Source organism: Bradyrhizobium sp. WBAH42 (assembly GCF_024585265.1).
Taxonomy (GTDB): Bacteria; Pseudomonadota; Alphaproteobacteria; order Rhizobiales; family Xanthobacteraceae; genus Bradyrhizobium.
In genome coordinates, this window is record NZ_CP036533.1 from 4,537,955 (window position 1) to 4,564,359 (window position 26,405).

The following is a 26,405-nucleotide window of genomic DNA, read 5'->3' on the forward strand; positions in this document are numbered from 1 at the left end:
AATGGCTAGCACAATCGATATTGTCGCCAAACTGTGGTCGCTATGCCACGTGCTTCGCGATGATGGAGTTACCTACAACGAGTACGTCACGGAGCTGACCTATCTGCTCTTCCTCAAAATGCTCGCCGAGGTGCCCGACCACAGCGGGGGCCTGCGAGAGGACCGGCTGCCGAATCAATATCGCTGGGGTGAACTGGCGAAGCGCGAGGGGCTCGATCAGCTCGACTACTACAAGCAACTCTTACTTGACCTCGGCAAGCCCGGCACGAAGGATGCTCTGGTACGAACCATTTTCACAGACGCTCAGACAAAGCTACGCAAGCCAACAAACCTCAAGTCGCTCACATCTAGTATCGACCAGCTCGATTGGTTTTCGGCTCGGGAGGAAGGCCTGGGCAACCTTTATGAGGGCCTGTTAGAGAAAAACGCGGCCGACAAAAAATCCGGCGCCGGTCAATACTTTACGCCTCGCCCGCTGATCGACTGCATCGTTCGCCTTATGAAGCCGCAACCGGGTGAAACCATCCAGGACCCGGCTGCCGGCACCGCTGGCTTTCTGGTGGCGGCAGATCGTTACATAAAGGATTGCACCGACGAACTCTACAAGCTGCCGCCAGACAAGGCGCACTTCCAGCGGCACAGTGCGTATGTTGGCGCGGAGCTTGTCCCGGACACACATCGGCTTTGCCTGATGAACCTACTGCTGCACGGTATCGAGGGTGGGGTGGAATTGGCCGACACGCTCTCGCCCGACGGCGAGCGCCTTCCTAAGGCCGATGTTCTCCTGACCAACCCTCCGTTCGGTACAAAGAAAGGCGGAGGGCGGCCAACTCGCTCCGACTTCTCCGTCACCGCCGACACGTCCAACAAGCAGCTTGCCTTTGTCGAGCACATTGTCCGTGCTCTCAAGCCAGGCGGTCGGGCCGCGATGGTAGTCCCGGACAACGTGCTGTTCGAGGACAACACTGGGCGGCGGCTGCGCTCATGGCTGATGGAGCTGTGCAACCTGCACACCATCCTGCGTCTGCCGACCGGCATCTTCTACGCACAAGGGGTCAAGACTAACGTGCTGTTTCTCCAGCGCGGGACCACCGATAAAGCCAATACAAAGGCGGTATGGGTTTATGACCTGCGAGCCAACATGCCAGCTTTCGGGAAGACCCGTCCGCTTACAGTTGAGGACTTTGCGGAATTCGAGAAGGCTTATGGCGATGATCCGAACTGCGACGAAAAGCGCACGGATCAGGGCGAGGATGGCCGCTGGCGTCGTTTCACGCGCGAGCAAATCGCGGCCCGCAATGATAATCTTGATATCTCATGGCTTCGCGACACCGAAACAGAAGCCGAGGAGCAACTGACCGAGCCGGATGATATTTCGGCAGCCATCATTGGGCACCTCAAGGCGGCTCTCGCAGACATTGAGGCGCTAGCTGAGGAGCTAGAGCCAGAAGGCGCTGGGCTTAGCGACATTGCAGAGGCCGCCGAATGAGTTTCTCCGCCTCTGTTTCTGAGCTGGTCGAAAAGTCACAATCAGGTCTACTTGGCAAAGCGCCTTATTGGGAGCGAATCCCGCTCGGTGAAATAGCAAAAATACTGAATGGTTATCCGTGGAAGTCCACTTTTTTCAACGGTCAACAGGGCGTCCCTGTTGTACGCATCCGGGACGTGACTTCCGGAGCGACCGAGACCCTCTACAGTGGACCGGTTGAGGAGGGCTTTTGGATTGAAGACGGCGACCTGCTTGTTGGCATGGATGGTGACTTCAATTCGCGTATTTGGATGGCTGGAAGAGCGCTGTTGAACCAGCGAGTTTGCCGAATTGCTCCGGACGAAAACGTATATCTCAAGGCGTTTCTCGCAATTGTCCTTCCTGGATACTTGAAATTAATCAACAGTGAAACGCATTCGACCACCGTAAAGCACCTGTCGTCTAAGACGCTTTGCGAAATTCCACTTCCATTCCCTTCTCTGCCCGAGCAACGCCGGATCGTGGCGAAGGTCGAGAGCCTGTCCGCGAAATCCAGACGTGCTAGCGATCACCTCGATCACATCCCTCGGCTGGTAGAGAAGTACAAGCAGGCGATCCTGGCTGCGGCGTTCCGCGGGGAGCTAACGCGGGAATGGCGAGACGTCCATCCTGATGCGAACGCACAAATTAGCAGAGAAGATCTTTTAGCAAGGACGAAGACTCCGAAAAAACCAAGGGCAATCGCCGCCCCAACAGCCGAGCAAAGACGCGGCATGTGGAGCATACCAAAGAGCTGGCGTTGGAGACAGGTTGGCGAAGTTGGATTTGTAACGAAATTGGCCGGGTTCGAATACACCAAATATGTTCAATACGATCCGGACGGAGATTTGAGGGTTCTAAAAGCAGAGAACGCAGGACCGAACGGCTTTCGACCGACGGCATATTCTCGTGTTCGATCCGAAACCGTCGAACAGCTTGAACGATCGCGTTTGAGCGGGGGAGAGCTCCTTGTCGTTTTCGTTGGCGCAGGAACGGGCAACGTCGCCGTGGTCCCCCCGAGCGATGCCTTTTTCCTCGGGCCGAATGTTGGAATGGTCAGGCCAACGTCCGAAATTACTGCAAGATTTATGGAGCTGTTTTTCCGCTATCATCAAGGTCGACAACTACTCTTGGCGACATCGAAAGCCGTTGCGCAACCCTCACTCTCCATGGGTGCAATTCGTTCGACACCCATTGCTGTTTCATCACTCGCGGAGCAATCTGAAATTATCAACCGCATCGAAACAGCCTTCGCATGGATAGATCGTCTTTTGTACGAAGCCGCGAGCGCTCGCAAGCTATGCAACCGCCTAAACGAAGCTGTCCTCGCAAAGGCATTTCGCGGGGAGCTGGTGCCGCAGGACCACAACGACGAGCTCGGGAGTGATCTCTAAGATTGATAAGATGGGACGAGAATCGAGGAGGTCGGCTGATGGCTCGCGGCGGTGGTCTGGAGGCGATCCTGTTTCCGCGAAGAAGCACCGCAGGCCGCTGCCCATTTACTGCCTGCGCGACAACACTGAAGCAAGGCGTGGGCGCGACAATGCCCCGCTGGAAACCTCGTGCTTGCGGTATGTGTCCGCCGGAATGGACACGATCTCCTTGACGATATGGTCGGGGTGCCCGCGACGTATGTCCAGGTTCTCCCGAACTAAAGGTCGTAGGGCCGGCTAGCCCGGTTTCCAACTTCCCGATCACCAGGGGTCAAGAAGGACTAAGCTTGCGGGGGCGCACCGTAGGCGAGCTTCCCGGGAGTTGGAATGATGGACGCTGCAGCATCGTCGATCGCTGAGGTCAAGAAGGAGGCGGCCGGGCGCACTGCCTCGCTGCTGTGGATTGCGACCGGTATCTACTATTTCGGGACCACCGACAAGGCCGGGTTTCTTTTCGTGGCAGGCAGCCCTGTTTTTTATAGGCGGAATGTTAGTTGCGGCCTTAGTGTTCGGGGCTGCCAGCCACTATCTCTTCGCTGCCTACCGTGGATTCTACCTCAACCATGCTCGAGGTAAGTCCATCTAGCTACAGTCGCGGCTCTCGTCCTCAATGTCTTTAAGCGGCGAGGTGGGCCTTCTTGGGTCTCTACGACCTAAGCTGACTATAGGTCCATGCTGTATTGTGCCGGCTGTGTAGGTGGTCCTTGGGGGCAACTAACCTCTACAACTGCCCGGGCGTGAGAAAGGCCGCGTCGCCAGCCTTGGCAATCGATCTAGGTTAAGGCGTGGAGAGCCTGCGCGAGGCACTCGGTGGTGGGACTTGGCGCAGGTAGCGATCACTCTCCCTTCCTTGAAGGCAGCTACGAAGGAGAGATCTAGAGGCGGCGGAGATGTGCCTTTGTAGTGCCTTTTCGGCGCTCACAAAGAAGGGCTCCAAGGCGCCCCCCCAGGCCTTAATGAGGGTCGTAATTAATACTGCGATTTCAATACGATAGGCAGTGGAGTGCCGACCGTTTCCAGAGCGGCATTAGTCATCTCGCGGGCTGCGACATCTGCTTTTGATCGCTGGACCATTAGTCCATCGTGCATATTCATGGCGGCGACATTGAGCTCCGCCAGTCGAAGCAAGCTACGGAGCATGATCTGCGATTCCCGCAACATTAAGCGAAGGCCAATGCCGGTCTCGAAGACGTCGGACAGCTCCGGGAACGCTGCCAACACTGCGTCGCGGATCTCAACACCACTCATGCCGCGCGGCAACCTGTCCTTCAAATCAGATGGAATGCGACTCAGAGGCGTTTCTCTGAAGAGCATCGCACTGACGATTTGTTTAATGCCATCGCGGTATAGCCCTGCATCGATTTTAGGAATTCTTGCGTAGAGATCGCCAGCGGGTGGTTCAATGCCAGCCTCGATAAAGGCGAGGCGCAAAAAGGCAGAAGAAAAGTCCAAATCAGCAATTGGTTCACCGTTGATCCTGATCGCGTGTCGACGATTGGAGGGGAGCTCTTGCCACCAGCCATTAAACATCCGGCCTCCGAGGTCAAATCGCGGTTGATCGTGCTCGCTCATTTTGAAATGTCTAACGAGATCACGATGGGTCGTGAGAACCGGTGACCCACCATCAGGCTCGAAGGTGAGTTTGGCAGTTCTCAAAAAGCCGTTCAGCCGCTCCATTTCCTCACGCAAGGCGACGGTTTCTTCAGTATCTTCATAGTCGATCAATTCAACGTCTTTGCTCTTTCTAGCAAAATTGCGCCGACTCACGCTCAATCGAATCGTTTCCGTCCCTCTCTCCCACGCGAAGTGTTCGGGCCCGAGCCGAAAGCGCTTTATTTCCGAAGCCAATGAAGTGGCCGGGGTGAAAGAACTCGCTATTCCCCGTTGATGAGATTTGCGCAGTTCAATCAGGCTACCTCTAGAGGCGAGTCCCTCCAGCACTCGTGGGAGTAATGCAAATCCCCTTCGGTCATAACGGCTAATCTTTCGCTTAGGTGCACGGAGACTAACTGTAATGTTTGGGCAATCATTTCCCATAGCGATTCCGAAGGCGACATTAGCTAGCAATGTTTTGATGATTGTCTCAAGGTTCGCTCGGTCTTGCGCCTTCATCCTGCGCTTGCGAGGCGCGCTCTCCTCGTAACTTGCTGTCACATTTTCGGCAACCACGTGCAGAAACCGCCGGTTTGTCGTGAGCCAGGGATCGAATGGCCGAAACGTATGTGGCTCAAGGAGCACTGCGGGCTTAAACTCTGACACCCTCGCAGATGTCACCTGATCACGCGTTAGCGCTCGCCTTGTGTTAGCCTTTTTGGAACGGATAGAGCGTCTAGGCTGTTGCAACGTGACCTCTTCAAATGATGTTAGGAAGCGAGGCGGGACCAAACAGCTCGTGTTTGAGGCGAAGAATATTTTCGAGATGCCGACTCGCGGGCTCGGATGCTTCATCGATCAGCTTGCCCAGACGGCGAAGCATTACGCCAGCAGATCGGGGATAGCGATCATATCGGGAATTCGGCCCATAGACCGCATGATATCCCGAGGCTGTGCGGAGAGCCCGCTTGGCTAGTTGAGTTATCCTGAATTCGTCTGGAACCCCGATAGGGCGAATAGGATCGTCAAGTACAGCTGCGGACACAGCCAGATAGATTAACAATAGCTTCCTCGGCGGCACATCTCCTTTTCGCATTCTCGCCAGTGCCGCCTCAGCTTTCACACGCGGATGTAAGTAAGGTAGATCAGCTATCCGCTGCGTTGGGCCGGCGCATTCCAAAAGCAACGCAAGTCGCCGCTCGGCCGTTTTCAAGGCGACGTCTTCTGGTAAGCTTTTGATGTAACGCTCCACGGTTTGCATGTAGGGACGCAGCTGTGCGGCCCGATAAGTCGTTTTGATCAGATCGCCGTGTCGGTTTCGTCTGCGGCAGCATCGATCGCAGTGGATGAGCGAAGCTCCCCTTCCTGCACGGGCTTGCGGCGGCCGGCCGCAGCCTGGAATGGGACAAACCCTAAAGGCACCATCGTTAGGCGTAGAAATCCGACGTAAGAATGCCCGAGTGTGCTGTGATTTAGGCATCGCCACGTCGATCCTTGGCCATGGCGCGTTTCATTTGATCGTCAATGCTCTCCCGGTCGCGAATCCAGGGGGTCTCTCTGGGGTCGCCTGGTCTAAGTACCAGAGGAGAATCCTTCCTGCGGCCGGTGCGTATGAACTTGATGTGGCCGTCGAGAGCCCGCTTAAGCTCGTCCGAGATGCGCTGAAACGTCCACTGAATTCCCCTCAACCTTCGAACCTTGCTGAGTTCGATAAGTTCTGCGCGATGTGTCTTCGGCTTCTTGCAAAAGTTGTCAGCTTCATACTCTTCAATGCGCCCCACCACGCCTGTCGCCGATGTGGGAACGGAGAAGAAAGTTAGGTGTTCGCCGCTCGGACAGCGCTCCGCTATCATGGTGAAGAAAAGATAGAGACTGAGTTGCTCGCTGGCGTCTTGTCGAAAGTCCTCCAGCTCGCCGTCGTTCACTTTGAAGGCGACTACGGTGTTTTGAAATCCAAGGTTTTCGGTGCTTGAAGAGTACGAGACTTGCATAATTCGACCTCATTATGGCCCGCTAAATTATCTAATATTGAAGCCGCATTTTGCAATATTAGAGGGTCATAAAATGCCGACAATGTACTCAACAGATTGATATAACAGCTAGATTTCGTTGGTTTGCTCTGTTGACGTCTTGCTTAGGCGCTGCCGCATGCGGATGACTTGGGGCGCTGACCACGTGGTGTAGCCTCGCGCTGTTGGGATGCCGCGTGCGGTGAGGGCTTTGGCTATCGCAGAGGGCGATTGAGTGCCCGCGGCCTGAAGCTCCGCTAGCAGAGGTGCCAGGTCAGACGCTCGACGTTTGGCAAGCATCGCCTGGGCTTCTCTGCCCTTGGCTCTGGCCTTGCCGGACAGTGTGCCCCCACGATTGCCCCCGAGCCGTTGACCTCTAGCCTTTGCTGCGGCGAGCGCCGCCTTGGTACGTGAAGAGATTAGCCCAGCCTCTAGCTCGGCAACCGCTGCCATCTGTTGCAGCATGAACCGGCCTGTAGGTCCCTCGATCATTGGTAGGTCTGCAAACCGGACGTCAACACCTGCTTCAAGCAGTCGCGCGAGAAAGCCAACGGACCGCGTGAGGCGATCTACTTTAGCCACTACCAAAGCTGCTCGGTGCACCCGTGCCGCAGTGAGGGCTGCGTCCAGCGCCGGCCTGTTGCTACGTCTGCCGCTCTCCACCTCGGTAAATTCTGCAACGACCGTTGCCGGTCCTCCACCAAGGTAGTTCGCTACGGCAGCCCTTTGCGCTTCTATGCCCAACCCCGAAGCTCCCTGCTTGCGGGTGGATACACGGTAGTAGGCTACGAACTTTGCCTTCATGGGGCTTCGATCCATCTTGAACTCACTCATGACAACTTAGCCAACGAGCGTTGCCACCATTGTTAGTGACGTTGGGAGCCTCCAACAAATCAAGATCAATGCGGCTTATTGACTCACGCGCACCGGCATAATCGATCACGCACGCACGGCGATTGGCAGATGAGCAGCGGCTGCGTTCTTGCTTTGAACGAAGATTTCAACTTTCCGAAGGGGGCACGGGGGGAACCGGCGAGTTGTTGCCACATGGTCACCTCTGAGATGCGGCACCCTTCCTGCAATGCCGGCCGGGCTTTCTGATTGCTTCTCGCATCTTCAGATCATCTAGGTCTGCGGAACGTCTGTGAAATCAGGGAATTCGTCCTCGACCGTTGGTTTGCAAAACCACAACTCAGCGACTGCACGTGAGTCCATTGAATGACTTAGGCGGTTCGCGGGCGGCGTCAGAAGGCACTGAAGGGCACTCCCGGGGCATGGTGTCCGAGCCAGTTGCGGGCCACCTATCGCGAATTTGAGAATTCCATTCTCCTCGGCTTCATTGGGATGGTGAGGCGCCCATCCTCCAGACTCTCCGTATCGCCAACGTGTCTGCAAGCGGCATTATAGCCCTAAGGGCGGGAGGCCGTGGGGAGACTGCGTAGCAGTCGGGCATCGGATAACCTACTCAAGCTTGCCTTCCTGCAGCTCCTTCATCGTCTTCCATAAGTTCTCCTGAAACTTTCTGCCAGTGGTGTTCAGTCCCTTATGAAGCTGCCCAATCTGCTCGTAGGCAAGCGCCATCGCCCGATGCAGCCGGTCTTCGCCAGTCGCCATCACGATCGCCATTTCGGCGTCGCTGATATGCTGCTCTGCGTCGAGCAGCCGGATGCTAGTGGCCCACCTCATAGGTTCTAGGTTCTCGTCAACGTCGAGGTAGAAGCCGGTCATCTTCATGAAGTCGAGCGCGCCGCTATCGGCATAGAAGCTCATCAGGCCCCCGGCATGGTATCCGGCAACTGAAGCCCTACGCACCACCTCCGGGGTAATGTCCGCCACGTCGTCGGTCGCCGCAAACACACCCTTGGCAAACAGGTAAGCCCCGAGTATCCGCTGCTTTGGGATATGCCCGGCTCGCAAATCCCTGGTAATGTCGCGGGTCAGGTAGCCACCCCGCTTCCATCTGACCAAGCAGGCTTTGCCGCTTTCCTCGATAGATAGAACGGAAAGCGACACCGCGGTTGGATACGAGCCATTCGCCGCGAGTAGCTTCGCATCGCTCAATAAACGTCGCGCGTTCGCGACTATCTCTTCGACAACCTCGTCCATGCACCTGGTATATCAGGTAACGATGCTCTCGGCATCTCGCTTCTCCGGCTTCTTTGCAGAGAGGGCTGCCCGCGCCTGCAATGTCTTCCAAAGTTCTCTTTTACCGCCGCACTTCCTCTTGGCTGGCGAGGAGGGCGCGGCCAGCTTCTCTACGAGTGATGTAGGTAGCGTTGATAGCCGGGGGCCTTTGGGAAGCCTTTGAAACTCGGAAAGATAGGTTTGGGCAACCTTCACAGCTTCCGCCATCTAGGCGGCACTCTCAATCTGGAGGCTTGAAAGAGCAATTCCTACGCGGCTGCCTTCAAACTGTTTGCTGCGAAGAGTTTGAACCTGAAGCCTCGACTGGACGAAACAAAGAGCCGGGACGGGATCACGGACGCCCAATGCACAGCCCTTCGGCGATTGTGGGATCATCGGAATAATGTGCATATCAAGTTCTTAGAAAACAGCGAGTTAGACCTCTACAAGTCCGAACACATTAACGAGCCTTATGCGGGCTTACTTGCTCTAATGAAGAACGCGAAGGAATGGAACGCAGCGGGACGGCGTCTCAGCGGAGGTTCTTCCCAAAATGGAAGCTCTGTTGCTCCACGGCAGAGAAATCGTGAACGAATCTAGCATCTCCCATGGCCGTTAGAAGAGTTTGATCGCAGCACGCCTCGACTTCAGCGTTATGAAAGCGACTCTTTCTCGCCCAGAAATCTGGGTAGTACATCTTGGCAATGATCATCGCGAAGGCCTTGGGTCCAAGTAGTATTGTAGATGGCCACCGGTTTTGATCATGTCGGCCGATATGGAAGTGGGCCGAAGGATGGGCCATCTCTCGATATTGTGCCGGAGCGCTCTCGAACCGAATGCACGGCACAGCGCCAATGTAAGGCATTTCCGCGATCAAATTGCTGGCCTCTTCGTGATCTATAAGACCATCATCTTCTTGGGCCTCCCATTGTCTAACGCGTTCCACCGCGTTCGGGGAGCCGCTAACCCACGGATTCGGAAAAAATGCCAACCTCCACGTTACATCATTGTCTCTGCTGAACTGAAAGTACGCGTAATCGAATAGCAGAATATTGTAGTGAGATCGACTAAGACCAGTTCGGTAGATGGCGTCGTAAGTCGCATCCGAATCCAGCGCGACGTCTCGGAAGATTTCGTCAACCGGCAGAGACCAATCGGAGCTGATGAGGCGTTCTAGCCCAAGCGATTTAAAGATTTGCCACGCCGCCCGTATCTCCGACGCAAATTCACGATCGTCCATTGCGTCCTCGATCAAGAAATACTTGCCTGAGGTCGTCGTCCGAAAGGCCCCAGGTGTCCTTTAGTCGCTCCACCTCTTCACGCGCTCGCTGAATTCTAGCGTCCTTCTCAGACAAGTCGCGTTGTATCAGTTCGATCGCAGCCGGATCGGGCATCACAAATTGCATGGTGGGTGAAAGCGAAAGCGCTTTGTTGATTTCTGTATGCAGAGCATCGAAAGTCGGTCGGATACCCGAGATGCGAAGCCAACCTTTGGTGCGAGTGAATGCAGTGAACAGCCGATTTCGACCTGAGCGCGAATGCAGCGTCACGGCGTCGCAGCCAAAGACTGCAACCACGGCTGCTTCATTTCCTTTCGCCTTGTAGACAGTGCTTAGCGTGCATTTTCCCTCTATCAGGAAAGCCGGCTCGCTGTACCGGTCAGCGCTCATGTTGTTCGATGCAATGCCGCGTTCTGCAAGGGCTTCAGCGAGTTTGGATAAGTATAACTTCGCAGCCCTGTCGTCGATGGCGATGGCCATCATGTCTTCGGGCAGCAGGCCGCCTCTAATAAAGTTTGCGAATTCGTTGGCGCAATAGGCGACTTCCTCGTTCACGTTTGCAAACGCCTTCACCTCGACTAACGGGAGAGCGGCCGGCGTATGCAATTGCGTGGGGCTGTTGTGCTCGGGCCGCTCAATCACGATGTCTTGGCCGGGCCGCATGTTGCCTTTCTTTACGTCGTAGCCAACGTCTTCCCAATGGGCCTTGTCTTGAAGCATCTGGACAGGCTGCCCATAGATTCCGAAGCCAGCAGCGTGGGCTAACACAAGCACGCTGCGTTGATTCCGGTAGCACTTCGGTAGAACGAAATCGTTTGTCTCGGCATAGGCAGGAAGGGATCGCTCTAGATCAATGCGCGCTTCCCCGTCATCGTCGGTTCCAAACAGCTCAGTGGGCGTTCTGACTTTGACGTCAAATATGTTCTGAAGCTCGTCATAGGCCCATACTATCTGCTTCTCGTCTCTATTGCCTTTCGCAAGATGAAAGCAAAGTTCATAGAAGCTGCTAGGAAAATCCTGACCTTCGTCGATCAGGATCAAATCATAGAACTGCTCGATAGTTGCTGAATCGAGTAGCGTGCGGCATGCATAGTCAAATGCGCTTTGTCCTTTTGCAGACGCTTGCGCGGCGATGGTGTATGTGATTGGGCTAATGCCGGCTCGAAGGCTTGCTTGCCTGTGAACACCGGGAAGGTCCTTTCGTCCCCAGCCGTGATGGATATGAATTCTCTTCCAATCGGGCTCACCTTCGCCAAAGTGCCGATGGAATCTCGTTACAAGTCGCGTCAGGTGATCTTTTAAGGCCCTGGTATAGTAAGTGATGAGAATATTGGCCTGTGGGTTATCAAGATGCGCCAACGCGGCCTTCATCGCAAGAATAACAGTCTTGCCCGAGCCTGCTAGGCCGCGGATTCTTTCGGGGCCCCCGAGCGTAGACAATGCGACATGTCTTTGTCGTTGGTCGAAGCTTGCGATTTCGTCTTCAAGTGCGCTCAGCGCCTGGGCAGCTTGCTGAGACTGTGGGTCTGCAACAACGCGCCGGTTTGGCCTAACGAGCGCCTTTGCGCCTTCTAGAATGGAGCGGACCTCGGTGTATTCGACGTCAGAAAGCTGAACAGGGCCGGGCTCTGCTAGAAATCGAACTAAAGAGTTTTCGGAATCAAATGTGTCCACATCCGTTGGTGCTGCCGGATTGAAGCCGGGTGCGAAGATCGCCGGAACCACTGCGACTTTTAGTTGTCTGCCCCGCGTTCGTAGGACCGGACTTCGCATCAGTTGCGACATAGCGGTCGCGGTTGCCTGAGAAATACTCTCCGTCGCCTCTAGGACCTGCTTCTGGGTAGCCGATGGCAATACGCGGACAAAGGTGACGCCAGTGTTCGGCGTAATGATCGCCAGATCGACGTAATGCCGGTTGGCGTCATAATCAGTAAACTTTGGCCAGCCATAGTACATGATGCCGCCAGCCAAGCCGAGCGCATCGGACTCGCCGCGTAGTCGGGTTATAAGATGTTGGGTCGCTCCATTTGGAGTGCGGCTTACGCGAGCCGGAATGAATTCTATTGGCATTGAGCCTCCAAGGAACGCCGCCTCTTGATGGGGCGACCGCGAGCCCGATTTGACTCGGCAAAATGCTGAGCGCCCGGGCCCGATCGGCCTAAGGCCCGGACACTAGGAAGCTGGCAGCTTAACAGATTCTACGCACGCTTTCTTTAGGCGCTTTAACTGGGCGTTCGAATAAAGTCCAAAGGTGATTCCCACCTCGCTTTCATGGCCCATAATGTCGGCAACAACGTTCTCCCGGTGTCCGGCATCTTCAGCCTTCGTAGCAAACCAGCGCCTAAAGCTATGGAAATTTACCTTCGAGCGTCTCGCACCGGGCCTCTTGTCGTGTACGCCTAGCTTCTTGCGATAGTAGGTGAACCTCTTCGAGAGAGCCATGGTCCGGTTACCGTCCCAGCCGGTGTCTTGAAAGTCGGGAAATAGATAGGCGGACGCATCGCGTCTGCCCATTAGCTTTGCTATCTGCGGCCGCAACGTTGAATGGATCGGTATGGTGCGAACCCCAGCGGCAGACTTGCTGCGAGTGACGCTAAAGGTGTCATCGCGACAATCACCGACGCGCAGCTGTCCGATCTCATCAAGGCGCATTCCCGACAAGGCTGAAATCCTCATAACGTCGGCCATGTCGGAATCTGCCGGGCCTGCGAGAAGGATGCGAATCTCGTCATCCGTAAATGGACGTTCGGGGCCCATCGGGCCGTCCGGGGCGATCCGGTGTGACTTGGCCTTGGGTAGCGACTTGCGCATCCACGGGTTCGACTTCACGCCGAAGCTCTTCTCTAGCCACGTCCAATATTGTCGCAAGGCGGATAGCTTCTTGTTGGCCGTCTTGAAGTGCACGCCAGCCTTGACGAAGGCCTCATCACGGAAATCGGCGGCAACCCGATCGGTCGTGGTCTCGATGAAGAAACCTTGGCTGGCCGTTCTGCACCAATCCTTGAACTGCGCTAGTGCCGTGCGGGCGTCGGCCTTGGTGCGCTCGCTATAGGTGGAGGCCGCAAGCCACCGTTCGATGTAGAGGCCGACAGGGGTCACCTTTGCGGACGCTAGTTGGACGAATTGAGAGGCCTGCTTGGTGGCCGCCCGGGGCTCTGCAAAAGGCTCGTAGTCGTCCCGGGTCCCGCCAGTTGCCAGATCGATTTCTTCGGCCCGGTCCGTGATCTGATACATGAGGTCATTGCGCCGCGCCGCATCGGCCCGGACGAATTCCTCCCGGAGGGCCATGGCCTCCAGGAGAAGCGGGTCTTGATCCTCGGGGCCGGGCGTCCGGTGTTTGGCGATTTCGGACTTCAGATCCGCGACGGCGTTCCAGCGAGCTATACGGGCCACCCGGAGGTCCGTGGTCTCTAGGGACTTCAGGAGCCGCTTCTTGCCGACGGCCCGCCGTAGCGTCCGAGGGACCTCAGCGACGGCATACCAAGTCGTTCCTTCGCCCCGGGGCTGCGTCAGGTAGCGCCGATCACCGCCACCTTTTTCCGCTCGCAAATTAACGTTCACTAGCCTGTTCCTAGCGGTGCCCCCAACGGGTCGCCCCCAACGCAGGCATTGATATAGAGCTAATTTCGCAGTATTTCTAGGCCTCCTGACGCACTCGCGTAGGGTCCAGGTTCCCCAGCCAGCTCCGGGCGGTTTTAGAGGACATGATTCCGAAGCGCTCCGGCGTAGACAGTCACGCGGCGGTTTGCCTCACCTGACATTCGCATGTCCAAGTCGGATCGCGGCACGCTCCATCGTCCTTGGGCTGGACAACCCAAGGAGATCCGCAAAATGCCCTATGTCGATGGTTTCATTCTCGCCGTGCCGAAGGACAACATCGAGGCCTACAAGGCGCTGGCGACGACCGCCTGCGCGATCTGGATGGAGCACGGCGCGCTCGACTATGTCGAATGTATCGGTGACGACGTTCCCTATGGCGAGCTCACCTCGTTTCCGCGCGCGGTGATGGCGAAGGAAGACGAGATCGTGGTGTTCGCCTGGATCGTTTATCGGGACCGGGAGAGCCGCGATGCCGTCAACAAGAAGGTGATGGCGGATCCGCGGCTAAAAATGGAAGGCATGCCCTTTGACGGCAAGCGCATGATCTATGGCGGCTTCACGACGCTGCTGCGGGCGGGCGACATCGCGACGTAAGGTGCGCCCGCTACTTGATCTTGTCGTAAGCGGCCGCGAAATCGCCGAGCGGCATCGGGATCGCGATCGTCTCCTTGGCCATGTTCTGGAACGAGACCTTCAGCTGCTTGCCCGAGCGAAAGGCGGCGAGCAGGTCCGGTGCCATCGGCGTCGAGGCGTAGCAGCCGCGGTTCTCGCAGGTCTGGATCTGGAGGTCGAACATCTTGCCTTCGTCGACCTGGAGCTTGGCCCCGACGGGAAGGTTGAGGCCGAGCGGCAATTGCAATAGCGCGATCGGCGTGCGGGTGTCGGGCGCGATGCGGATGTTGATCAGGACGACGGTCTGGCCGGTCTTGGTCAGCACCGCGTTCTGCTCCATCGCACATTCGAGCGCCGCGTCACGACTTGCGCTGGTGCAGCGGACGATCCAACCGGGCTGTCCGGAAGACCCGTCAGCCTGCGCCTGCGTCGGGGCGGGCGCGGGCTGCGCGGCCGGGGCGGGCGCGGCGTTCTTCTTGGCGCCCTGCTGGGCATGTGCGACGCCTGCGGACAACAGGACCACAGCGGCAAGGGCGACAAGTCTGGATTGCATAGGCATGGGAAACCGCATTTGCGAACAGGGGTCTCGCTGTAGCGTCGCGGCAGGCGCGGCGCAAGCTTACTCGGCGGCTTCCTTGACGCTGCCGTGCTCGGGCGCCACCTGGCCCTCGTCGCCCGAGCGGCCCCAGGTCGAGAACCAGTTGTTGAGCTTGTCGAGATAGAGATAGACCACCGGCGTGGTGAACAGCGTCAGTGCCTGGCTGACGATCAGGCCGCCGACCATGGCGTAGCCGAGCGGCTGCCGGATTTCGGCGCCGGTGCCGTGGCCGAGCATGAGGGGCACGCCGCCGAGCAGGGCCGCCATCGTCGTCATCATGATCGGGCGGAAGCGCAGCAGCGCGGCCTGGCGGATCGATTCCTCCGGCGTCTTGTGCTCGTCGCGCTCGGCGGCAATCGCGAAGTCGACCATCATGATGCCGTTCTTCTTCACGATGCCGATCAGGAGGATGATGCCGATCAGCGCGATCAGGCTGAAGTCGAAGCCGGCCGCCATCAGGATCGCGAGCGCGCCGACGCCGGCCGAAGGCAGCGTCGACAGGATCGTGATCGGATGGATGTAGCTCTCGTAGAGAATGCCGAGGATCAGATAGACCACGACGAGCGCGGCGAGGATCAAGAGCGGCACGGTGCCGAGCGACTGCTGGAAGGCCTGCGCGGTGCCCTGGAAGCTCGAATTCAGCGTCGCCGGTGCGCCGAGCTCGGCCATCGCCCGCTGCACGGCCTCGGTGGCCTGGCCGAGCGCGACGCCTTGCGCGAGATTGAAGCTGATCGTGATCGACGGGAACTGGCCTTGATGGCTGATCGAGAGCGGGCGGACCGGATCAGTGGTCCAGCTGGCGAAGGTCGATAGCGGCACCTGGTCGCCGGTCAGCGGCGATCTCAGATACAATTTGTTCAGCGTCTCGAGATCGCCCTGCATTTCCGGCAGGACTTCCAGGATTACCTTGTAGGTATTGAGCTGCGTGAAATATTGCGTGACCTGCCGCTGTCCGAACGCATCATACAGCGTGTCGTCGATCAACTGGGGTTGGATGCCGTAGCGGGCAGCGGTGTCGCGGTTGATCTTGAGCTGGACCGTCGTGCCCTGCGTCTGCTGGTCGGTCGCGACGTCGCGCAACTCCGGCAGCGTCTGCATCTTGGCGAGGATCTTCGGCGCCCATTCGTTGAGCTCGGCGAGATCTGCGTCCTGCAGGGTGAACTCGAACTGCGTGCGCGTCGGCCGGCCACCGAGCCGGACGTCCTGGGCCGCCTGCATATAGAGGCGCGCGCCCGGCACTTTCTCGAGCTTCGGACGCAGCCGTGCGATGATCTGCTGAGCGGACGCCTCCCGCTCGTTGCGCGGCTTGAGCGTGATGAACATGTTGCCGTTGTTGCCGGCACGGCCGCTGCCGCCGATGTTCATGGCGATCGTTGCGACGTCGGGGTCGTCCATCACGATCTTGCCGAGCTCGACCTGGCGGCGCTGCATCTCCTTGAACGAAATGTCCTGCGAGGCTTCAGACGTGGCCGTGATCAGGCCGACGTCCTGCTGCGGGAAGAAGCCCTTGGGGATCAGCACGAACAGGTAGACCGACAGGCCGAGCGTGACGAAGAAAATCGCGAGCGTGGTGCGCCGCCAGGCCAGGGCGTGGTCGAGCACGTATTCGTAGCCGCGCAGCATGCCGTCGAAGGCGCGCTCGCTCCACTGATAGAGCTTGCCGTGGGTGACCTCGCCATGGGCGCGCAGGAAGCGCGAGGCCATCATCGGCGTCAGCGTCAGCGACACGAACATCGAGACGAAGATCGTCATCGCCAGCACGACGGCGAATTCGCGGAACAGGCGCCCGATGATGCCGCCCATCAACAGCAGGGGGATCAGCACCGCGACCAGCGAGATGCTGATGGAGACGATGGTGAAGCCGATTTCCTTGGAGCCTTTGAAGGCGGCCTCCATCGGAGAGTCGCCTTCCTCGATGTAGCGCGTGATGTTCTCGAGCATCACGATGGCGTCGTCGACGACGAAGCCGACCGCGATGGTGAGCGCCATCAGCGACAGATTGTCGAGCGAATAGCCGGCCACCCACATCAAGGCGCAGGCACCCAGCAGCGCCAATGGCACCGTGACCGTCGGTATGACCGTCGCCCAGAAGCTTCGCAGGAACATGAAGATGACCATGACCACGAGGGCGATGGTCAGCAGCAGCGTGAACTGGACGTCCTCGACCGCGGCGCGGATGGTGGTGGTTCGGTCGCTGATGAGCTCGATCTTGATCGCGGGCGGAATCGCCGCCACGAGGCGGGGCAGGGTCGCCTTGATCCGGTCCACGGTCTCGATGACGTTGGCGCCCGGCTGCTTGAAGATCACCAGGAACACGCCGCGCTTGCCGTTCGCCCAGGCCGCCTGCTTGGCGTCTTCGGCGGCGCTGACCGCCTGGCCGATGTCGCGAATCCGCAGCGGAGCGCCGTTGCGATAGGCGATGATGACGTCGTTCCAGTCCTTCGCGTGCGTGAGCTGGTCGTTGGCGTAGATCGTATAGGCGCGCTTCTCGCCGTCGATATTGCCCTTGGGGCTGTCGACCGTGGTGATCGCGATCTGGCTGCGGATGTCCTCCATCGACAGGCCCTTGGCGACCAGCTTTGCGGGATCGACCTGGATGCGGATGGAAGGTTTCTGCTGGCCGCCGATGAAGACCTGGGCGACCCCTGAGAGCTGGCTGATCTGCTGGGCGAGCTGGGCGTCGACCGAGTCGCTGACGGTCGTCAGCGGCAGCGTCTCCGATGTCGCCGACAGCAGCAGGATCGGCGCGTCGGCGGGGTTGACCTTGCGGTAGGTCGGGGGCGACGGCAGGTTTTTCGGCAACTGGCCGCTGGCCGCGTTGATGGCGCCCTGCACGTCGTTGGCGGCGCCGTCAATGTTGCGGTTGAGATCGAACTGGATGGTGATCGACGCCGTGCCCAGATAGCTCGTCGAGGTCATCTGCGCGATGCCCGGGATCTGGGCGAATTGCCGCTCGAGCGGCTGCGCCACGGACGAAGCCATCGTTTCAGGGCTGCCGCCGGGCAGGTTGGCGGTGATCTGGATGGTCGGAAAGTCCACCTGCGGCAGCGGCGCGACCGGAAGCAGGGGATAGGCGACCAAGCCGACGAAGAGAATGCCGGCCATCAGCAGCGAGGTGCCGATGGGATATCGGATAAAAGGTGCCGAAATCCCGCCCTCGGTCATTGCTGTCGTACCTTGTTCTGGGCCGGATCCGAGCTTGCCACCGCGGTCGACACCAGGCTTCCGGGCTGGACCTTGAACTGACCGCCGACGATCACCTGTTGGCCGGGGCTCAAGCCTTCCTCGATGACCGAACGCCCGTCGATGCCATAGCTGACCTTGACCTTGTGCAGTTCGGCCTTGTTGTCCTGATTGACCGTGTAGGCGTAGAGCCCGTTGGTGGAGTGCTGGACCGCGTCATCCGGAACGACGGTCGCATCCTTCAGCGTTCGCACCAGGAGCCGCGTCGAGACCGATTGGCCCGGCCACAGCGTGTTTTCCTTGTTGTCGAACACCGCCTTGAGCCGGATCGTGCCGCTGCTCGTGTCGACCTGGTTGTTGATCACAGCGAGCTTGCCCTCGGCCAGCGTCTTCTTGCCGTCGGTGGTGAGGGCGATCACCTTGAGCGCGCCGGCCTTCTGGCCCTCGCTGATATAGGGGAGCTGGTCTTCCGGCGCGGTGAAGATCACCGCGATCGGCTCGACCTGCGAGATCGTGACGATGGCGGTCTGCGAGGAGGCGTTGACGATGTTGCCGATGTCGACCTGACGCAGGCCCGCAACGCCGGTGATCGGTGCCTTGATCTGGGTGTAATCGAGCTGGGTCTGGGCGTTGGAGATCGCGGCATCATCGGCGGCGATCTGCGCGGTGAGCTGAGCCACGGTGGTGCGCTGGGTGTCGACGCGCTGGGCGGTGGCAAATTCGCCGAGCTTCGTGGCGCGCTGGAGCTCGAGATTGGCGTTGGCGAGACTGGCCTCGTCCTGCGCCTTCTTGGCCTTGGCCTGGTCAAGCGTGGCCTGATAGGGGCGGGGATCGATCGAGACCAGGAGATCGCCCTGCTTGACGATCTGGCCTTCCCTGAATTCGAGCTTGTCGATCTGGCCATCCACGCGGGTTCGGACCTGGACCGTGTTGAAGCCCTGAACCGTACCGAGCCCGGTCAAATAGACCGGAAAGTCGGTCTTCTGGACCGGCGCAACGCTGACGGGGACGGCGGAGGGGCGAGGCGGGCCTTTTTGAGCGGTTTGTGCGGTCTGGACTTTTCCAGCCTCGGACGAGCCGAATTTCTGCCAACTATAATAACCCGCGGAGGCCACGGCCGCGATGATCAGAAGCCAAAGGATCGGCCGGGACTTTTTCATGTCGTCTCGTATCGGCTCGCATGCCCTCGGCTACGAATATCGGGGCAATCGTACGGTTCCATATGATGTATAATACACGCCAACTTCCAGTGTAAACAGCACTATCAGTTGAGAATCCTAAACAATTGGAAAGCTTTGCACCGTGTAGGCAGCTCGCTGGCGCGCCGGTGTGCAGGGCTGCATTTTCGCGCCGCGAGCGTTCGGCGTGCCATGCTTGCGCAGCACGCGCAGCGGTGTGCTCAGGGCCGATCGGCTTCGCGCCGGGCCGTGGTTCGGATCAACCGCAAGAACGGTTCTAAGTTGCGTCGTGGCCGTTTCGGTTGTCAGGGATTTCGGCATCGTCCATATCGGCGCCGCATCAACGGAGCGAAGCATGGACGAGCTGAACGGCAAGCTGATCGCGTGCCAGATTCTGATCACGGGATTGATCGCGCGTGTCGCCAACGAGCAGCGCGATCCCTTGCGCTTCCTCACCGACTTTCGCGACGAGATCAAAGCCGTCGTCAGCGGCGTCAACATCGCCGGCATGGACAGCACCGATCGCGTGCGCGCCGTTGCGCAGAAGACTGTCGACGAATTGTTCTCGCTGATGAAGCCGCCGAGCAGCGACTGAGAGCGATGCGCGATCGCCGCTGTTTAGAACGAGTCCAGTCTCGTCTTAGAACGATTTCAAACTGCAGTTTAGAATCGTTTTGATCTGGACCAATTCAAAGGTTCTCGCGAACGGCTCGCATTGACCCGCTATTTTGCGGCCGATACCAACAGCCCATCGCTCGTTCGAAGTGAATGAGCGAACAGGAAGATGGGGCGTTTGGTAATGGGGCAGGTGGTCGCACCGAAGTCGTTGCGTTCGGTCGTAGCGTTCGATCCGATGGATGAGAGGTCCGCGGGCGTTTCCGGCAAGAAAGTTTCAGCGGTCGCGAGCTTGATCGCGGTGGCGTCGGTGTCGAGCGGCGCGCAGGCGCAGCAGTCGAATCTGCCGCCGGTGACGGTCGATGCTCCGGTCGAGCGTCCGCGTCCGACGGCCTCGAAGCCTTCGCCCGAGCAGGTCCGTGCCCGCAACGCGCTTCGCCGTGCCGCGCAGCGCCAGCCGGTGCAGCAGGCGGCGCCCGCCACGCCGTCCGGCGCTCCCGACAGCAATCCGTACGCGGATCCGGCTGCGCCGTACAAGGTCGATCACGTCCAGGCTTCGGGCAAGTTTCCCGAGAAGATGCTGAACACGCCGAAGACCATTACCGTGCTCAGCAAGGAGGTGCTCGAGGACAAGAACGCCACGACGCTGAAGGAGATCGGGCGCTCGACCGCAGGCGTGACGCTCGGCACGGGCGAGGGCGGCAACGCGTTCGGCGACCGTTTCTTCATCCGCGGCTTCGACGCGCGCAACGACGTCTTCATCGACGGCATCCGCGATCCCGCCGTTTCCATCCGCGAGAACTTCTTCACCGAGCAGATCGAGATTCTGCGCGGACCGGCATCCTCCTATGCCGGCCGCGGCACTGCCGGCGGCGCCATCAACATCGTCACCAAGCAGGCCGGCGACGTCAACTTCAAGCGCATCGACAGCGAGTTTGGCACCGACATGACCAAGCGCGTAACGCTCGACGTCAACCAGGTCATCGATCCCACCTTCTCGGTGCGCGCCGGCGGCCTGTTCCAGGACGCCAACGTCGCCGGGCGCAACTACGTGACCGACAACCGCTGGGGCAGCTTCATCTCGACCAAGTACACCCCGACCAACGACATCAAGATCACGACGAACTACGTCCATACCGACCTCAGCGGCTATCCCGATTTCGGCGTGCCCTATTACAAGCAGGGCAACGTGCCGGTGACGTCGGCGGGCATTCCGCGTGGCAATTGGTACGGCTTCCTCAACCGCGACTTCCAGACCGCGCGGCAGGATTTCGGCACCGGTACCATCGAGTACAAGGTCAACGAGGCGATCACGCTGACCAGCAAGGTGCGTGGCGAGCACTCGCTGCTCAACTACATCGGCACGCTGCCGCAGAACCCGAATACGACAAGCCCCAACCCGCTGCTCTGGACCACGACGGCGAGCGCGCAGAGCCGTTACCAGAACGTCGACGTATGGGCCAACCAGAACGAGGCCACGTTCAAGCTCGACACCGGCGGGGTCAAGCACACGGCGGTGTTCGGCGTCGAATATTCGAACGAGAACATCTCGATCGATCGTTATGCCGGTCTCGCGTCCGAACTGGCCGGTTCGCCCTTCACCAGCACGGGCGCGGTGACGGGTGTCAATCTCTACTCCCCGCAATACACCAACATTCCCTTCGGCATTCCGTCACTCGTCGGCAATCCGACCCGCTACGGCGTCAACACCAGCAGCGTGTATGTTATGGACACCGCGAACTGGCAGGACACGATCATCGTCAACGGCGGTGTGCGCTACGACGGCTACAGCCAGAGCGCATCCAACAATTCGAGCTATGTGAAGCAGAACGCCGATCTGGTGAACTACAATGTCGGTGTGGTCTACAAGCCGATGTCGATCGGCAGCGTCTATGCAGCCTATGCGACTTCGGCCAATCCGTTCGGGTCGGAGCTGGACGCGACCGGCACCGACTACGGCGGTGTTCCTCCCAACTCGACCTTGTTGCTCGGGCCCGAGCGCAACAAGGCGATCGAGGTCGGCACCAAATGGGAGCTTGCGGATCGCCACCTGCTGGTGACCGGCGCGCTGTTCCAGACCACCAAGGACAACGCGCGCGAGACCGTCAACAACCTGCTCACATCGGGTGCAGCCTACAGGATCCAAGGCATCGACATCGAAGCGGAGGGCAAGATCACCGACCGCTGGAGCATCTTCGGCGGCCTGGTGCTGATGCAGTCGAAGGTCACGCAGAGCGGCGTTGCTTCGAATCTCGGGCTGCAACTCGCCAACATCGCGCACCAGTCGTTCAGCATGCTCACCAAGTACAAGTTCGACGGCGGTTGGGAGCTTGGCGGCCAGGCAGTGTATCGCTCCAAGGTCTATGGCGGCACGTTCGCGGCCAACACCAACGAGCTGCCGAGCTATTGGCGCTTCGACGCGTTCGTCGAGAAGAAGATCGACCAGAACTGGAGCATGAAGTTCTACGCGCAGAACCTGACCAACAAGCTCTATTACGACTCGTTCTATCGCAGCAACGTCCCGTTCGTTGCGGTCGCGCCGGGACGGGCGTTCTACGTCGTGACCACAGCGAAGTTCTGATCATGTTGACGTGCTTGCCTGGCGTTCTCAGCAAGGATGATGTGGCGGATTTCCGCCGCATCATGGACGCCAGCGAATGGGAGGACGGCCGCTCCACCGCCGGCGCGCAATCGGCGATGGTCAAGCGCAACGAACAGCTGCCACCGGACGGCGAGGTCGCGCGAAAACTCGGCAACCGGATCATCTCGGCGCTGACGTCCAACCCGCGCTTCATAGCGGCGGCGATCCCGCTGCAGATCTTCCCGCCGCTGTTCAACCGCTATGCGGCCGACAGCGGCCACCATTTCGGCCTGCACGTCGACAATGCGATCCGCGGCGACCGCCTGACCGGCCTTCGCATCCGCACGGACCTGTCGGTCACGCTGTTCCTCGCCGAGCCGGAGGATTACGACGGTGGCGAACTTGTGATCGAGGACACCTACGGCTCCCATGAAGTCAAGTTGCCAGCCGGGGACTGCGTGCTCTATCCCTCGACCAGCCTCCACCTCGTCACGCCGGTGACCAGGGGAACGCGGGTTGCGTCTTTCTTCTGGCTTCAGAGCATGATACGGGACGATCAAGCCCGGAGCATGATCTTTGACCTCGACACCGCGATACAGGCGCTGGTGGAACGGCTCGGGCGTGACGATCCCGAAACGGTCAAATTGACGGGTATCTATCACAACCTCATTCGCTACTGGGCCGAAGTATGAAGACCATGTCCTTCCAAGCAAGCCTTGCCGCAGCCTTGATGCTGGCGGCCGCCTGGTTCGCGTCCCCCGTTTCTGCCCAGACACAAAGCCCGCCGGCAACGGCCCAATCGGCGGCTCAGCCGTCCACGGCCGGAACCGTTCCGCCGGCAGCCGCGCCGGCTGCGCCTGCGGCCTCGACGGCTCCCGCCGTTGCCGGCGCCGCCCCCGTGGCCGCCAATTCCGCGAGTGCGAAGCCCGAGGCGGCGGCCATCGCGCCGGCCATGAAGGAATTGTCGCCCTGGGTGATGTTCATGTCGGCGGACGTCATCGTGAAGGCGGTGATGATCGGGCTCGCCTTCGCCTCGCTGATGACCTGGACCGTCTTCATCGCCAAGTCGATCGAGCTGTCGGTCGCCTCCGGCAAGCTGCGTTCGGCGTTGAAGAAGATCGCGGAGGCGCGCTCGCTCGCTGAAGCGCAGATGGCGCTCGGCACCAAGGAGGGCATCCTGCCGTCGTTCCTGGCGGCGGCGCTGCGCGAGGCGCGGATGTCGGCCGGCCTGTCCAGCGATACCGGCATCAAGGAGCGCGCCGCCTCCAGCTTTGCCGAGATCGTGCGGGCGGAGCAGCGGCGCATCCGGATCGGCATGGGCGTGCTCGCCACGATCGGCTCGACCTCGCCCTTCGTCGGCCTGTTCGGCACGGTCTGGGGCATCATGAACAGCTTCATCGGCATTTCGAAGTCGCAGACCACGAACCTTGCCGTGGTCGCGCCCGGTATCGCCGAGGCGCTGCTCGCCACCGCGATCGGCCTCGTGGCCGCCATTCCCGCCGTCATCATCTACAACCACTTCTCGCGCGTGACGAAGGGCTATCTCGAGCTCGTCAGCCGCGCCTCGGGCGCGGCAGGGCGGCTGCTCTCGCGCGATCTCGACCGCAGCCACGGCAGCGTGCATTCGCGCGCGGCGGAGTAGACCATGGCCGTTTCGCTCGCAGACAACGACGACGACGACGATTTCTCGGAAACGCATGACATCAACGTCACGCCGTTCATCGACGTCATCCTGGTGCTGCTGATCATCTTCATGGTCGCCGCGCCGCTGTCCACCGTCGACCTGCCGATCGATCTGCCGACGTCGAGTGCGACGCCGCAGAAGAAGCCGGACAAGCCGACCTATCTCAGCATCAAGCCCGACCTGACGCTCGCGATCGGAGAGAACCCTGTTCACCGGGCCGAGTTGATCGGGACCCTCGACGGCCTTTCCGACATGAGCAAGGACAAGTATGTTTTCCTGCGCGCCGATCGCTCGGTGCCATATGGCGAGTTGATGGGTGTGATGGAGCTGTTGCGCTCGGGCGGCTATACGCGGGTGAAGCTGGTCGCGCTGGAAGGCGCGCCGGGGGCGCCTGCGGCAGGCGCCGCTCAGCCTTAAGGGCCAGCCATGTCGGACGAACCGAGACCATCCCGAAAGCTCTGGATCGTGGCGGCGGTCGCCGCGCTCGCGCTCCATCTCGGTGGTGCTGCGCTCGCGCTGGCGCATTTGCGCGCCGACGACGACGGCGATGGTCTTGGTGCGGCCGGTGCGGAGTTCGCGGTCGAGATGGCTTCGCCCAAGGTGCCCGATACCGATCTGCCGCCTGGGCCTGACAGCGAAGCGATGCAGGAGCAGCAGGCGCTTCCCGAGCAGAAGGCCGAGACCAAGGAGACGGAGCTTCCGAAGGACCAGTCGCAGGAGGTCGAGGATCCTGATCGCGTCGTGACCGAGAACAACACGAAGAAGCCAACGGAAGACGATCCGAAGATTCAGGCGGTCGAAACGCCCGCGGCCGAGGCATCACCGAAGTCGGTAGCAAGTGCGCGGCAGACGCTCGACGAGGACGCGCGCGAAGCCGAGAAGGCCCTGGCACCCGTCCTGGGGCTTGGCAAGGACATCCTGAAGATCACGGCCGACTGGAACCGCAAGATCAGCGCGCATCTCGCGGCTCACAAGGTCAATCCGGAGGGCAAGCAGCCCAATAACCAGAAGGTCAAGGTGAGCTTTGCGATCAACCGAAAAGGCAACGTGCTGTCGGTCGAAGTCGCGGAATCGTCGGGAGATGCAGCCTACGATGCTGCGGCGCTGTCAATTGTCCGCAAGTCCGATCCGATCCCGCAGCCGCCTGCCGGACTGACCGACGACCGGTTCGAACGGACCGTGGACATCATTTTCACGCCGCCGGATGCGAAGAAGAAAAAGACGGCTCAGCGCCAGTAGAGCCGGATCCCGACATAGACCACGACCAGGCATGCGAAGATCAGCGCCACGGGGAGGGGCCGTTTCTGGGCCCCGCTGGCCGCGCCTGCCGCGAAGAAGCCAGCGCTCTTCGGCTTCGGCGCCGGGCGCCGGAAGGCGGTAACATTGTCCGCTGCCGGCTTGGCCTGGCGGGGACGGACGTCGGGCGGGGTTCCAGCACCGCCCATCTCGACGTAATAGGCCTTGTAGATCGCACCGATCGTGGCCTCGGTCGCTTCGCCCTCGCTCATCTGCGCCAGCAGGTTTTGATAGCTTGCCAGGAACTCCTGGGCCTCCGGAGGCAGCGCGGACGCCCCGTTGAGCTTGGCCATCATCTTCCAGGTGGCGAAATCGGCGCGGGCGCGGGTGTCGGCGCGTCGCGCGATCAGCATATCGGCAGCTTTGACCAAGTCGGCCTCTGGCCCTTCGGCATGGGTTCGGATCTCAGGTTCAACTACGCGTTGCCGGTTAGGAAGAGAACAGCCTTAATCACATGACCGGTCAACGTTCCCAGTATTGCTGAAATAACATCAAGATTTAGACCGAACTGCGAGCCCGCGAGCGGCAGCAGGATCAAGAGCCCGATCAGGATCAGCATACCGAACGGCTCGAGCCGGGCCAACGGCAAGGCGAGGGCCCGCGGCAGCAAGCCGACCGCGACGCGGCCGCCGTCCAGCGGCGGGATCGGCATCATGTTGAAGACCGCCAGGATGGCGTTGATGATGAGCGCATTCTTGAGATTGTCGGCAACCCACTTTGCCGAGCCTGCGGGCACCAGGGGCAGGGCGTGGAAGGCGACGGCCGCGGCGAGCGCCAGCAGGATGTTTGTGACGGGCCCGGCCAGCGCCACCCAGACCATGTCGAGCCTAGGGTTGTTGAGCTTGCGAAAGTTCACCGGCACCGGCTTGGCATAGCCGAACAGGAACGGCGAATGCGCGAACAGCAGCATCGCCGGCAGGATCAGGGTGCCGAACGGGTCGATATGCCTCAGTGGGTTGAAGCTGACGCGGCCGAGCTGCGAGGCCGTGTTGTCCCCGAGCCGGTCCGCGACGAAGGCGTGCGCAGCCTCGTGGAAGGTGATGGCGAACACCAGGGGCAGCACCCAGACGGAGAGGTCATAAATGTTCAAAGCGCGTCCGCTCCGTCAGTCT

Annotated in this window: 23 protein-coding genes; 9 read left to right on the top strand and 14 right to left on the bottom strand. The window is 59.8% G+C overall.

The annotated features are described in order from the left end of the window. Position 1 precedes the first annotated feature (1 nt). On the top strand, positions 2-1,489 hold the full coding sequence (locus DCG74_RS20995) for an N-6 DNA methylase (protein ID WP_172786298.1): 1,488 nt from the start codon (positions 2-4) through the stop codon (positions 1,487-1,489). Continuing rightward, on the top strand, positions 1,486-2,901 hold the full coding sequence (locus tag DCG74_RS21000) for a restriction endonuclease subunit S (protein WP_172786299.1): 1,416 nt from the start codon (positions 1,486-1,488) through the stop codon (positions 2,899-2,901). Before DCG74_RS20995 ends, DCG74_RS21000 begins: the two co-directional genes overlap by 4 nt. Before the next feature lie 1,008 nt (positions 2,902-3,909). On the opposite strand, the gene DCG74_RS21005 is transcribed toward DCG74_RS21000, so the two are convergent. The 8 genes from DCG74_RS21005 to DCG74_RS21040 form a co-directional block, all read right to left on the bottom strand. Then, positions 3,910-4,665 (bottom strand): hypothetical protein, encoded by a 756-nt coding sequence (locus tag DCG74_RS21005; protein ID WP_172786300.1) that lies wholly within the window; start codon positions 4,663-4,665, stop codon positions 3,910-3,912. A gap of 628 nt (positions 4,666-5,293) precedes the next feature. Further along, on the bottom strand, positions 5,294-5,794 hold the full coding sequence (locus tag DCG74_RS21010) for a hypothetical protein (protein ID WP_172786301.1): 501 nt from the start codon (positions 5,792-5,794) through the stop codon (positions 5,294-5,296). A 211-nt stretch (positions 5,795-6,005) separates the two neighbouring features. Beyond that, positions 6,006-6,524: a hypothetical protein gene (locus DCG74_RS21015; protein ID WP_172786302.1), complete on the bottom strand. Its 519-nt coding sequence runs from the start codon at positions 6,522-6,524 to the stop codon at positions 6,006-6,008. A gap of 108 nt (positions 6,525-6,632) precedes the next feature. Then, the gene (locus tag DCG74_RS21020; RefSeq protein WP_172786506.1) at positions 6,633-7,346 is read right to left on the bottom strand and encodes a recombinase family protein; all 714 of its coding nucleotides are present in this window, start codon (positions 7,344-7,346) and stop codon (positions 6,633-6,635) included. Positions 7,347-8,003: 657 nt separating this feature from the next. Then, a complete protein-coding gene (locus DCG74_RS21025; RefSeq protein WP_172786303.1) occupies positions 8,004-8,648 on the bottom strand; it encodes an AbiV family abortive infection protein in 645 nt (214 codons plus the stop codon). 550 nt (positions 8,649-9,198) lie between these two features. Next, complete coding sequence (locus DCG74_RS21030; RefSeq protein ID WP_172786304.1) at positions 9,199-9,906, bottom strand: DUF2290 domain-containing protein; 708 nt, start codon at positions 9,904-9,906, stop codon at positions 9,199-9,201. Further along, the gene (locus DCG74_RS21035; RefSeq protein ID WP_172786305.1) at positions 9,893-12,016 is read right to left on the bottom strand and encodes a DEAD/DEAH box helicase; all 2,124 of its coding nucleotides are present in this window, start codon (positions 12,014-12,016) and stop codon (positions 9,893-9,895) included. The genes DCG74_RS21030 and DCG74_RS21035 overlap by 14 nt, the downstream gene beginning before the upstream one ends. Positions 12,017-12,118: 102 nt before the next feature. Further along, a complete protein-coding gene (locus DCG74_RS21040) occupies positions 12,119-13,507 on the bottom strand; it encodes a tyrosine-type recombinase/integrase (RefSeq protein ID WP_172786306.1) in 1,389 nt (462 codons plus the stop codon). 270 nt (positions 13,508-13,777) lie between these two features. Between DCG74_RS21040 and DCG74_RS21045 the strand changes: the two genes are divergently transcribed. Continuing rightward, entirely contained in the window at positions 13,778-14,140 is a 363-nt protein-coding gene (locus tag DCG74_RS21045) for a DUF1428 domain-containing protein (RefSeq protein WP_172786307.1), read from the top strand. Between the two features lie 10 nt (positions 14,141-14,150). Here DCG74_RS21045 and DCG74_RS21050 read toward each other — a convergent pair whose 3' ends face one another. From DCG74_RS21050 to DCG74_RS21065, 4 genes are all read right to left on the bottom strand, one after another. Beyond that, positions 14,151-14,717, bottom strand: a complete 567-nt coding sequence (locus DCG74_RS21050) for an invasion associated locus B family protein (RefSeq protein WP_172786308.1) — start codon at positions 14,715-14,717, stop codon at positions 14,151-14,153. 60 nt (positions 14,718-14,777) lie between these two features. After that, positions 14,778-17,921: a multidrug efflux RND transporter permease subunit gene (locus DCG74_RS21055; RefSeq protein WP_172786309.1), complete on the bottom strand. Its 3,144-nt coding sequence runs from the start codon at positions 17,919-17,921 to the stop codon at positions 14,778-14,780. Beyond that, positions 17,918-19,099: an efflux RND transporter periplasmic adaptor subunit gene (locus DCG74_RS21060; protein ID WP_172786310.1), complete on the bottom strand. Its 1,182-nt coding sequence runs from the start codon at positions 19,097-19,099 to the stop codon at positions 17,918-17,920. The genes DCG74_RS21055 and DCG74_RS21060 overlap by 4 nt, the downstream gene beginning before the upstream one ends. A gap of 117 nt (positions 19,100-19,216) precedes the next feature. Next, positions 19,217-19,438 carry a hypothetical protein gene (locus DCG74_RS21065; protein WP_172786311.1) on the bottom strand — a complete coding sequence of 74 codons (222 nt, stop codon included), beginning with the start codon at positions 19,436-19,438 and terminating at the stop codon, positions 19,217-19,219. Between the two features lie 34 nt (positions 19,439-19,472). Here DCG74_RS21065 and DCG74_RS21070 point away from each other — a divergent pair, with 34 nt between their 5' ends. The 6 genes from DCG74_RS21070 to DCG74_RS21095 all read left to right on the top strand — a co-directional run bounded on the left by DCG74_RS21070 (position 19,473) and on the right by DCG74_RS21095 (position 25,236). Next, a complete protein-coding gene (locus tag DCG74_RS21070; protein WP_128916226.1) occupies positions 19,473-19,712 on the top strand; it encodes a hypothetical protein in 240 nt (79 codons plus the stop codon). A gap of 204 nt (positions 19,713-19,916) precedes the next feature. Beyond that, the gene (locus tag DCG74_RS21075) at positions 19,917-22,313 is read left to right on the top strand and encodes a TonB-dependent siderophore receptor (RefSeq protein ID WP_172786507.1); all 2,397 of its coding nucleotides are present in this window, start codon (positions 19,917-19,919) and stop codon (positions 22,311-22,313) included. Positions 22,314-22,315: 2 nt separating this feature from the next. Continuing rightward, the gene (locus DCG74_RS21080) at positions 22,316-23,005 is read left to right on the top strand and encodes a Fe2+-dependent dioxygenase (RefSeq protein WP_172786312.1); all 690 of its coding nucleotides are present in this window, start codon (positions 22,316-22,318) and stop codon (positions 23,003-23,005) included. Continuing rightward, on the top strand, positions 23,002-23,955 hold the full coding sequence (gene exbB, locus DCG74_RS21085) for a tonB-system energizer ExbB (protein WP_172786313.1): 954 nt from the start codon (positions 23,002-23,004) through the stop codon (positions 23,953-23,955). Before DCG74_RS21080 ends, exbB begins: the two co-directional genes overlap by 4 nt. 3 nt (positions 23,956-23,958) lie before the next feature. Further along, positions 23,959-24,414, top strand: a complete 456-nt coding sequence (gene exbD, locus DCG74_RS21090; protein WP_025035680.1) for a TonB system transport protein ExbD — start codon at positions 23,959-23,961, stop codon at positions 24,412-24,414. Positions 24,415-24,423: 9 nt separating this feature from the next. Further along, on the top strand, positions 24,424-25,236 hold the full coding sequence (locus tag DCG74_RS21095; RefSeq protein ID WP_172786314.1) for an energy transducer TonB: 813 nt from the start codon (positions 24,424-24,426) through the stop codon (positions 25,234-25,236). On the opposite strand, the gene DCG74_RS21100 is transcribed toward DCG74_RS21095, so the two are convergent. Continuing rightward, complete coding sequence (locus DCG74_RS21100) at positions 25,224-25,646, bottom strand: hypothetical protein (RefSeq protein ID WP_172786508.1); 423 nt, start codon at positions 25,644-25,646, stop codon at positions 25,224-25,226. The two genes, DCG74_RS21095 and DCG74_RS21100, sit on opposite strands and share 13 nt — an antisense overlap. Before the next feature lie 62 nt (positions 25,647-25,708). Next, positions 25,709-26,383, bottom strand: coding sequence for a site-2 protease family protein (locus DCG74_RS21105; RefSeq protein WP_172786315.1), 675 nt, complete (start codon positions 26,381-26,383; stop codon positions 25,709-25,711). Positions 26,384-26,405 lie beyond the last annotated feature (22 nt).

Excerpts from the sequence above, each read along its gene's own strand:
- DCG74_RS20995 (WP_172786298.1), top strand. The coding sequence starts at position 2 with ATGGCTAGCACAATCGATATTGTCGCCAAACTGTGGTCGCTATGCCAC.
- DCG74_RS21000 (WP_172786299.1), top strand. The coding sequence starts at position 1,486 with ATGAGTTTCTCCGCCTCTGTTTCTGAGCTGGTCGAAAAGTCACAATCA.
- DCG74_RS21010 (WP_172786301.1), bottom strand. The coding sequence starts at position 5,794 with ATGCAAACCGTGGAGCGTTACATCAAAAGCTTACCAGAAGACGTCGCC.
- DCG74_RS21015 (WP_172786302.1), bottom strand. The coding sequence starts at position 6,524 with ATGCAAGTCTCGTACTCTTCAAGCACCGAAAACCTTGGATTTCAAAAC.
- DCG74_RS21020 (WP_172786506.1), bottom strand. The coding sequence starts at position 7,346 with ATGAAGGCAAAGTTCGTAGCCTACTACCGTGTATCCACCCGCAAGCAG.
- DCG74_RS21025 (WP_172786303.1), bottom strand. The coding sequence starts at position 8,648 with ATGGACGAGGTTGTCGAAGAGATAGTCGCGAACGCGCGACGTTTATTG.
- DCG74_RS21030 (WP_172786304.1), bottom strand. The coding sequence starts at position 9,906 with ATGGACGATCGTGAATTTGCGTCGGAGATACGGGCGGCGTGGCAAATC.
- DCG74_RS21035 (WP_172786305.1), bottom strand. The coding sequence starts at position 12,016 with ATGCCAATAGAATTCATTCCGGCTCGCGTAAGCCGCACTCCAAATGGA.
- DCG74_RS21045 (WP_172786307.1), top strand. The coding sequence starts at position 13,778 with ATGCCCTATGTCGATGGTTTCATTCTCGCCGTGCCGAAGGACAACATC.
- DCG74_RS21050 (WP_172786308.1), bottom strand. The coding sequence starts at position 14,717 with ATGCCTATGCAATCCAGACTTGTCGCCCTTGCCGCTGTGGTCCTGTTG.
- DCG74_RS21055 (WP_172786309.1), bottom strand. The coding sequence starts at position 17,921 with ATGACCGAGGGCGGGATTTCGGCACCTTTTATCCGATATCCCATCGGC.
- DCG74_RS21060 (WP_172786310.1), bottom strand. The coding sequence starts at position 19,099 with ATGAAAAAGTCCCGGCCGATCCTTTGGCTTCTGATCATCGCGGCCGTG.
- DCG74_RS21065 (WP_172786311.1), bottom strand. The coding sequence starts at position 19,438 with ATGCCGAAATCCCTGACAACCGAAACGGCCACGACGCAACTTAGAACC.
- DCG74_RS21070 (WP_128916226.1), top strand. The coding sequence starts at position 19,473 with ATGGACGAGCTGAACGGCAAGCTGATCGCGTGCCAGATTCTGATCACG.
- DCG74_RS21075 (WP_172786507.1), top strand. The coding sequence starts at position 19,917 with ATGGGGCAGGTGGTCGCACCGAAGTCGTTGCGTTCGGTCGTAGCGTTC.
- DCG74_RS21080 (WP_172786312.1), top strand. The coding sequence starts at position 22,316 with ATGTTGACGTGCTTGCCTGGCGTTCTCAGCAAGGATGATGTGGCGGAT.
- exbB (WP_172786313.1), top strand. The coding sequence starts at position 23,002 with ATGAAGACCATGTCCTTCCAAGCAAGCCTTGCCGCAGCCTTGATGCTG.
- exbD (WP_025035680.1), top strand. The coding sequence starts at position 23,959 with ATGGCCGTTTCGCTCGCAGACAACGACGACGACGACGATTTCTCGGAA.
- DCG74_RS21095 (WP_172786314.1), top strand. The coding sequence starts at position 24,424 with ATGTCGGACGAACCGAGACCATCCCGAAAGCTCTGGATCGTGGCGGCG.
- DCG74_RS21100 (WP_172786508.1), bottom strand. The coding sequence starts at position 25,646 with ATGCTGATCGCGCGACGCGCCGACACCCGCGCCCGCGCCGATTTCGCC.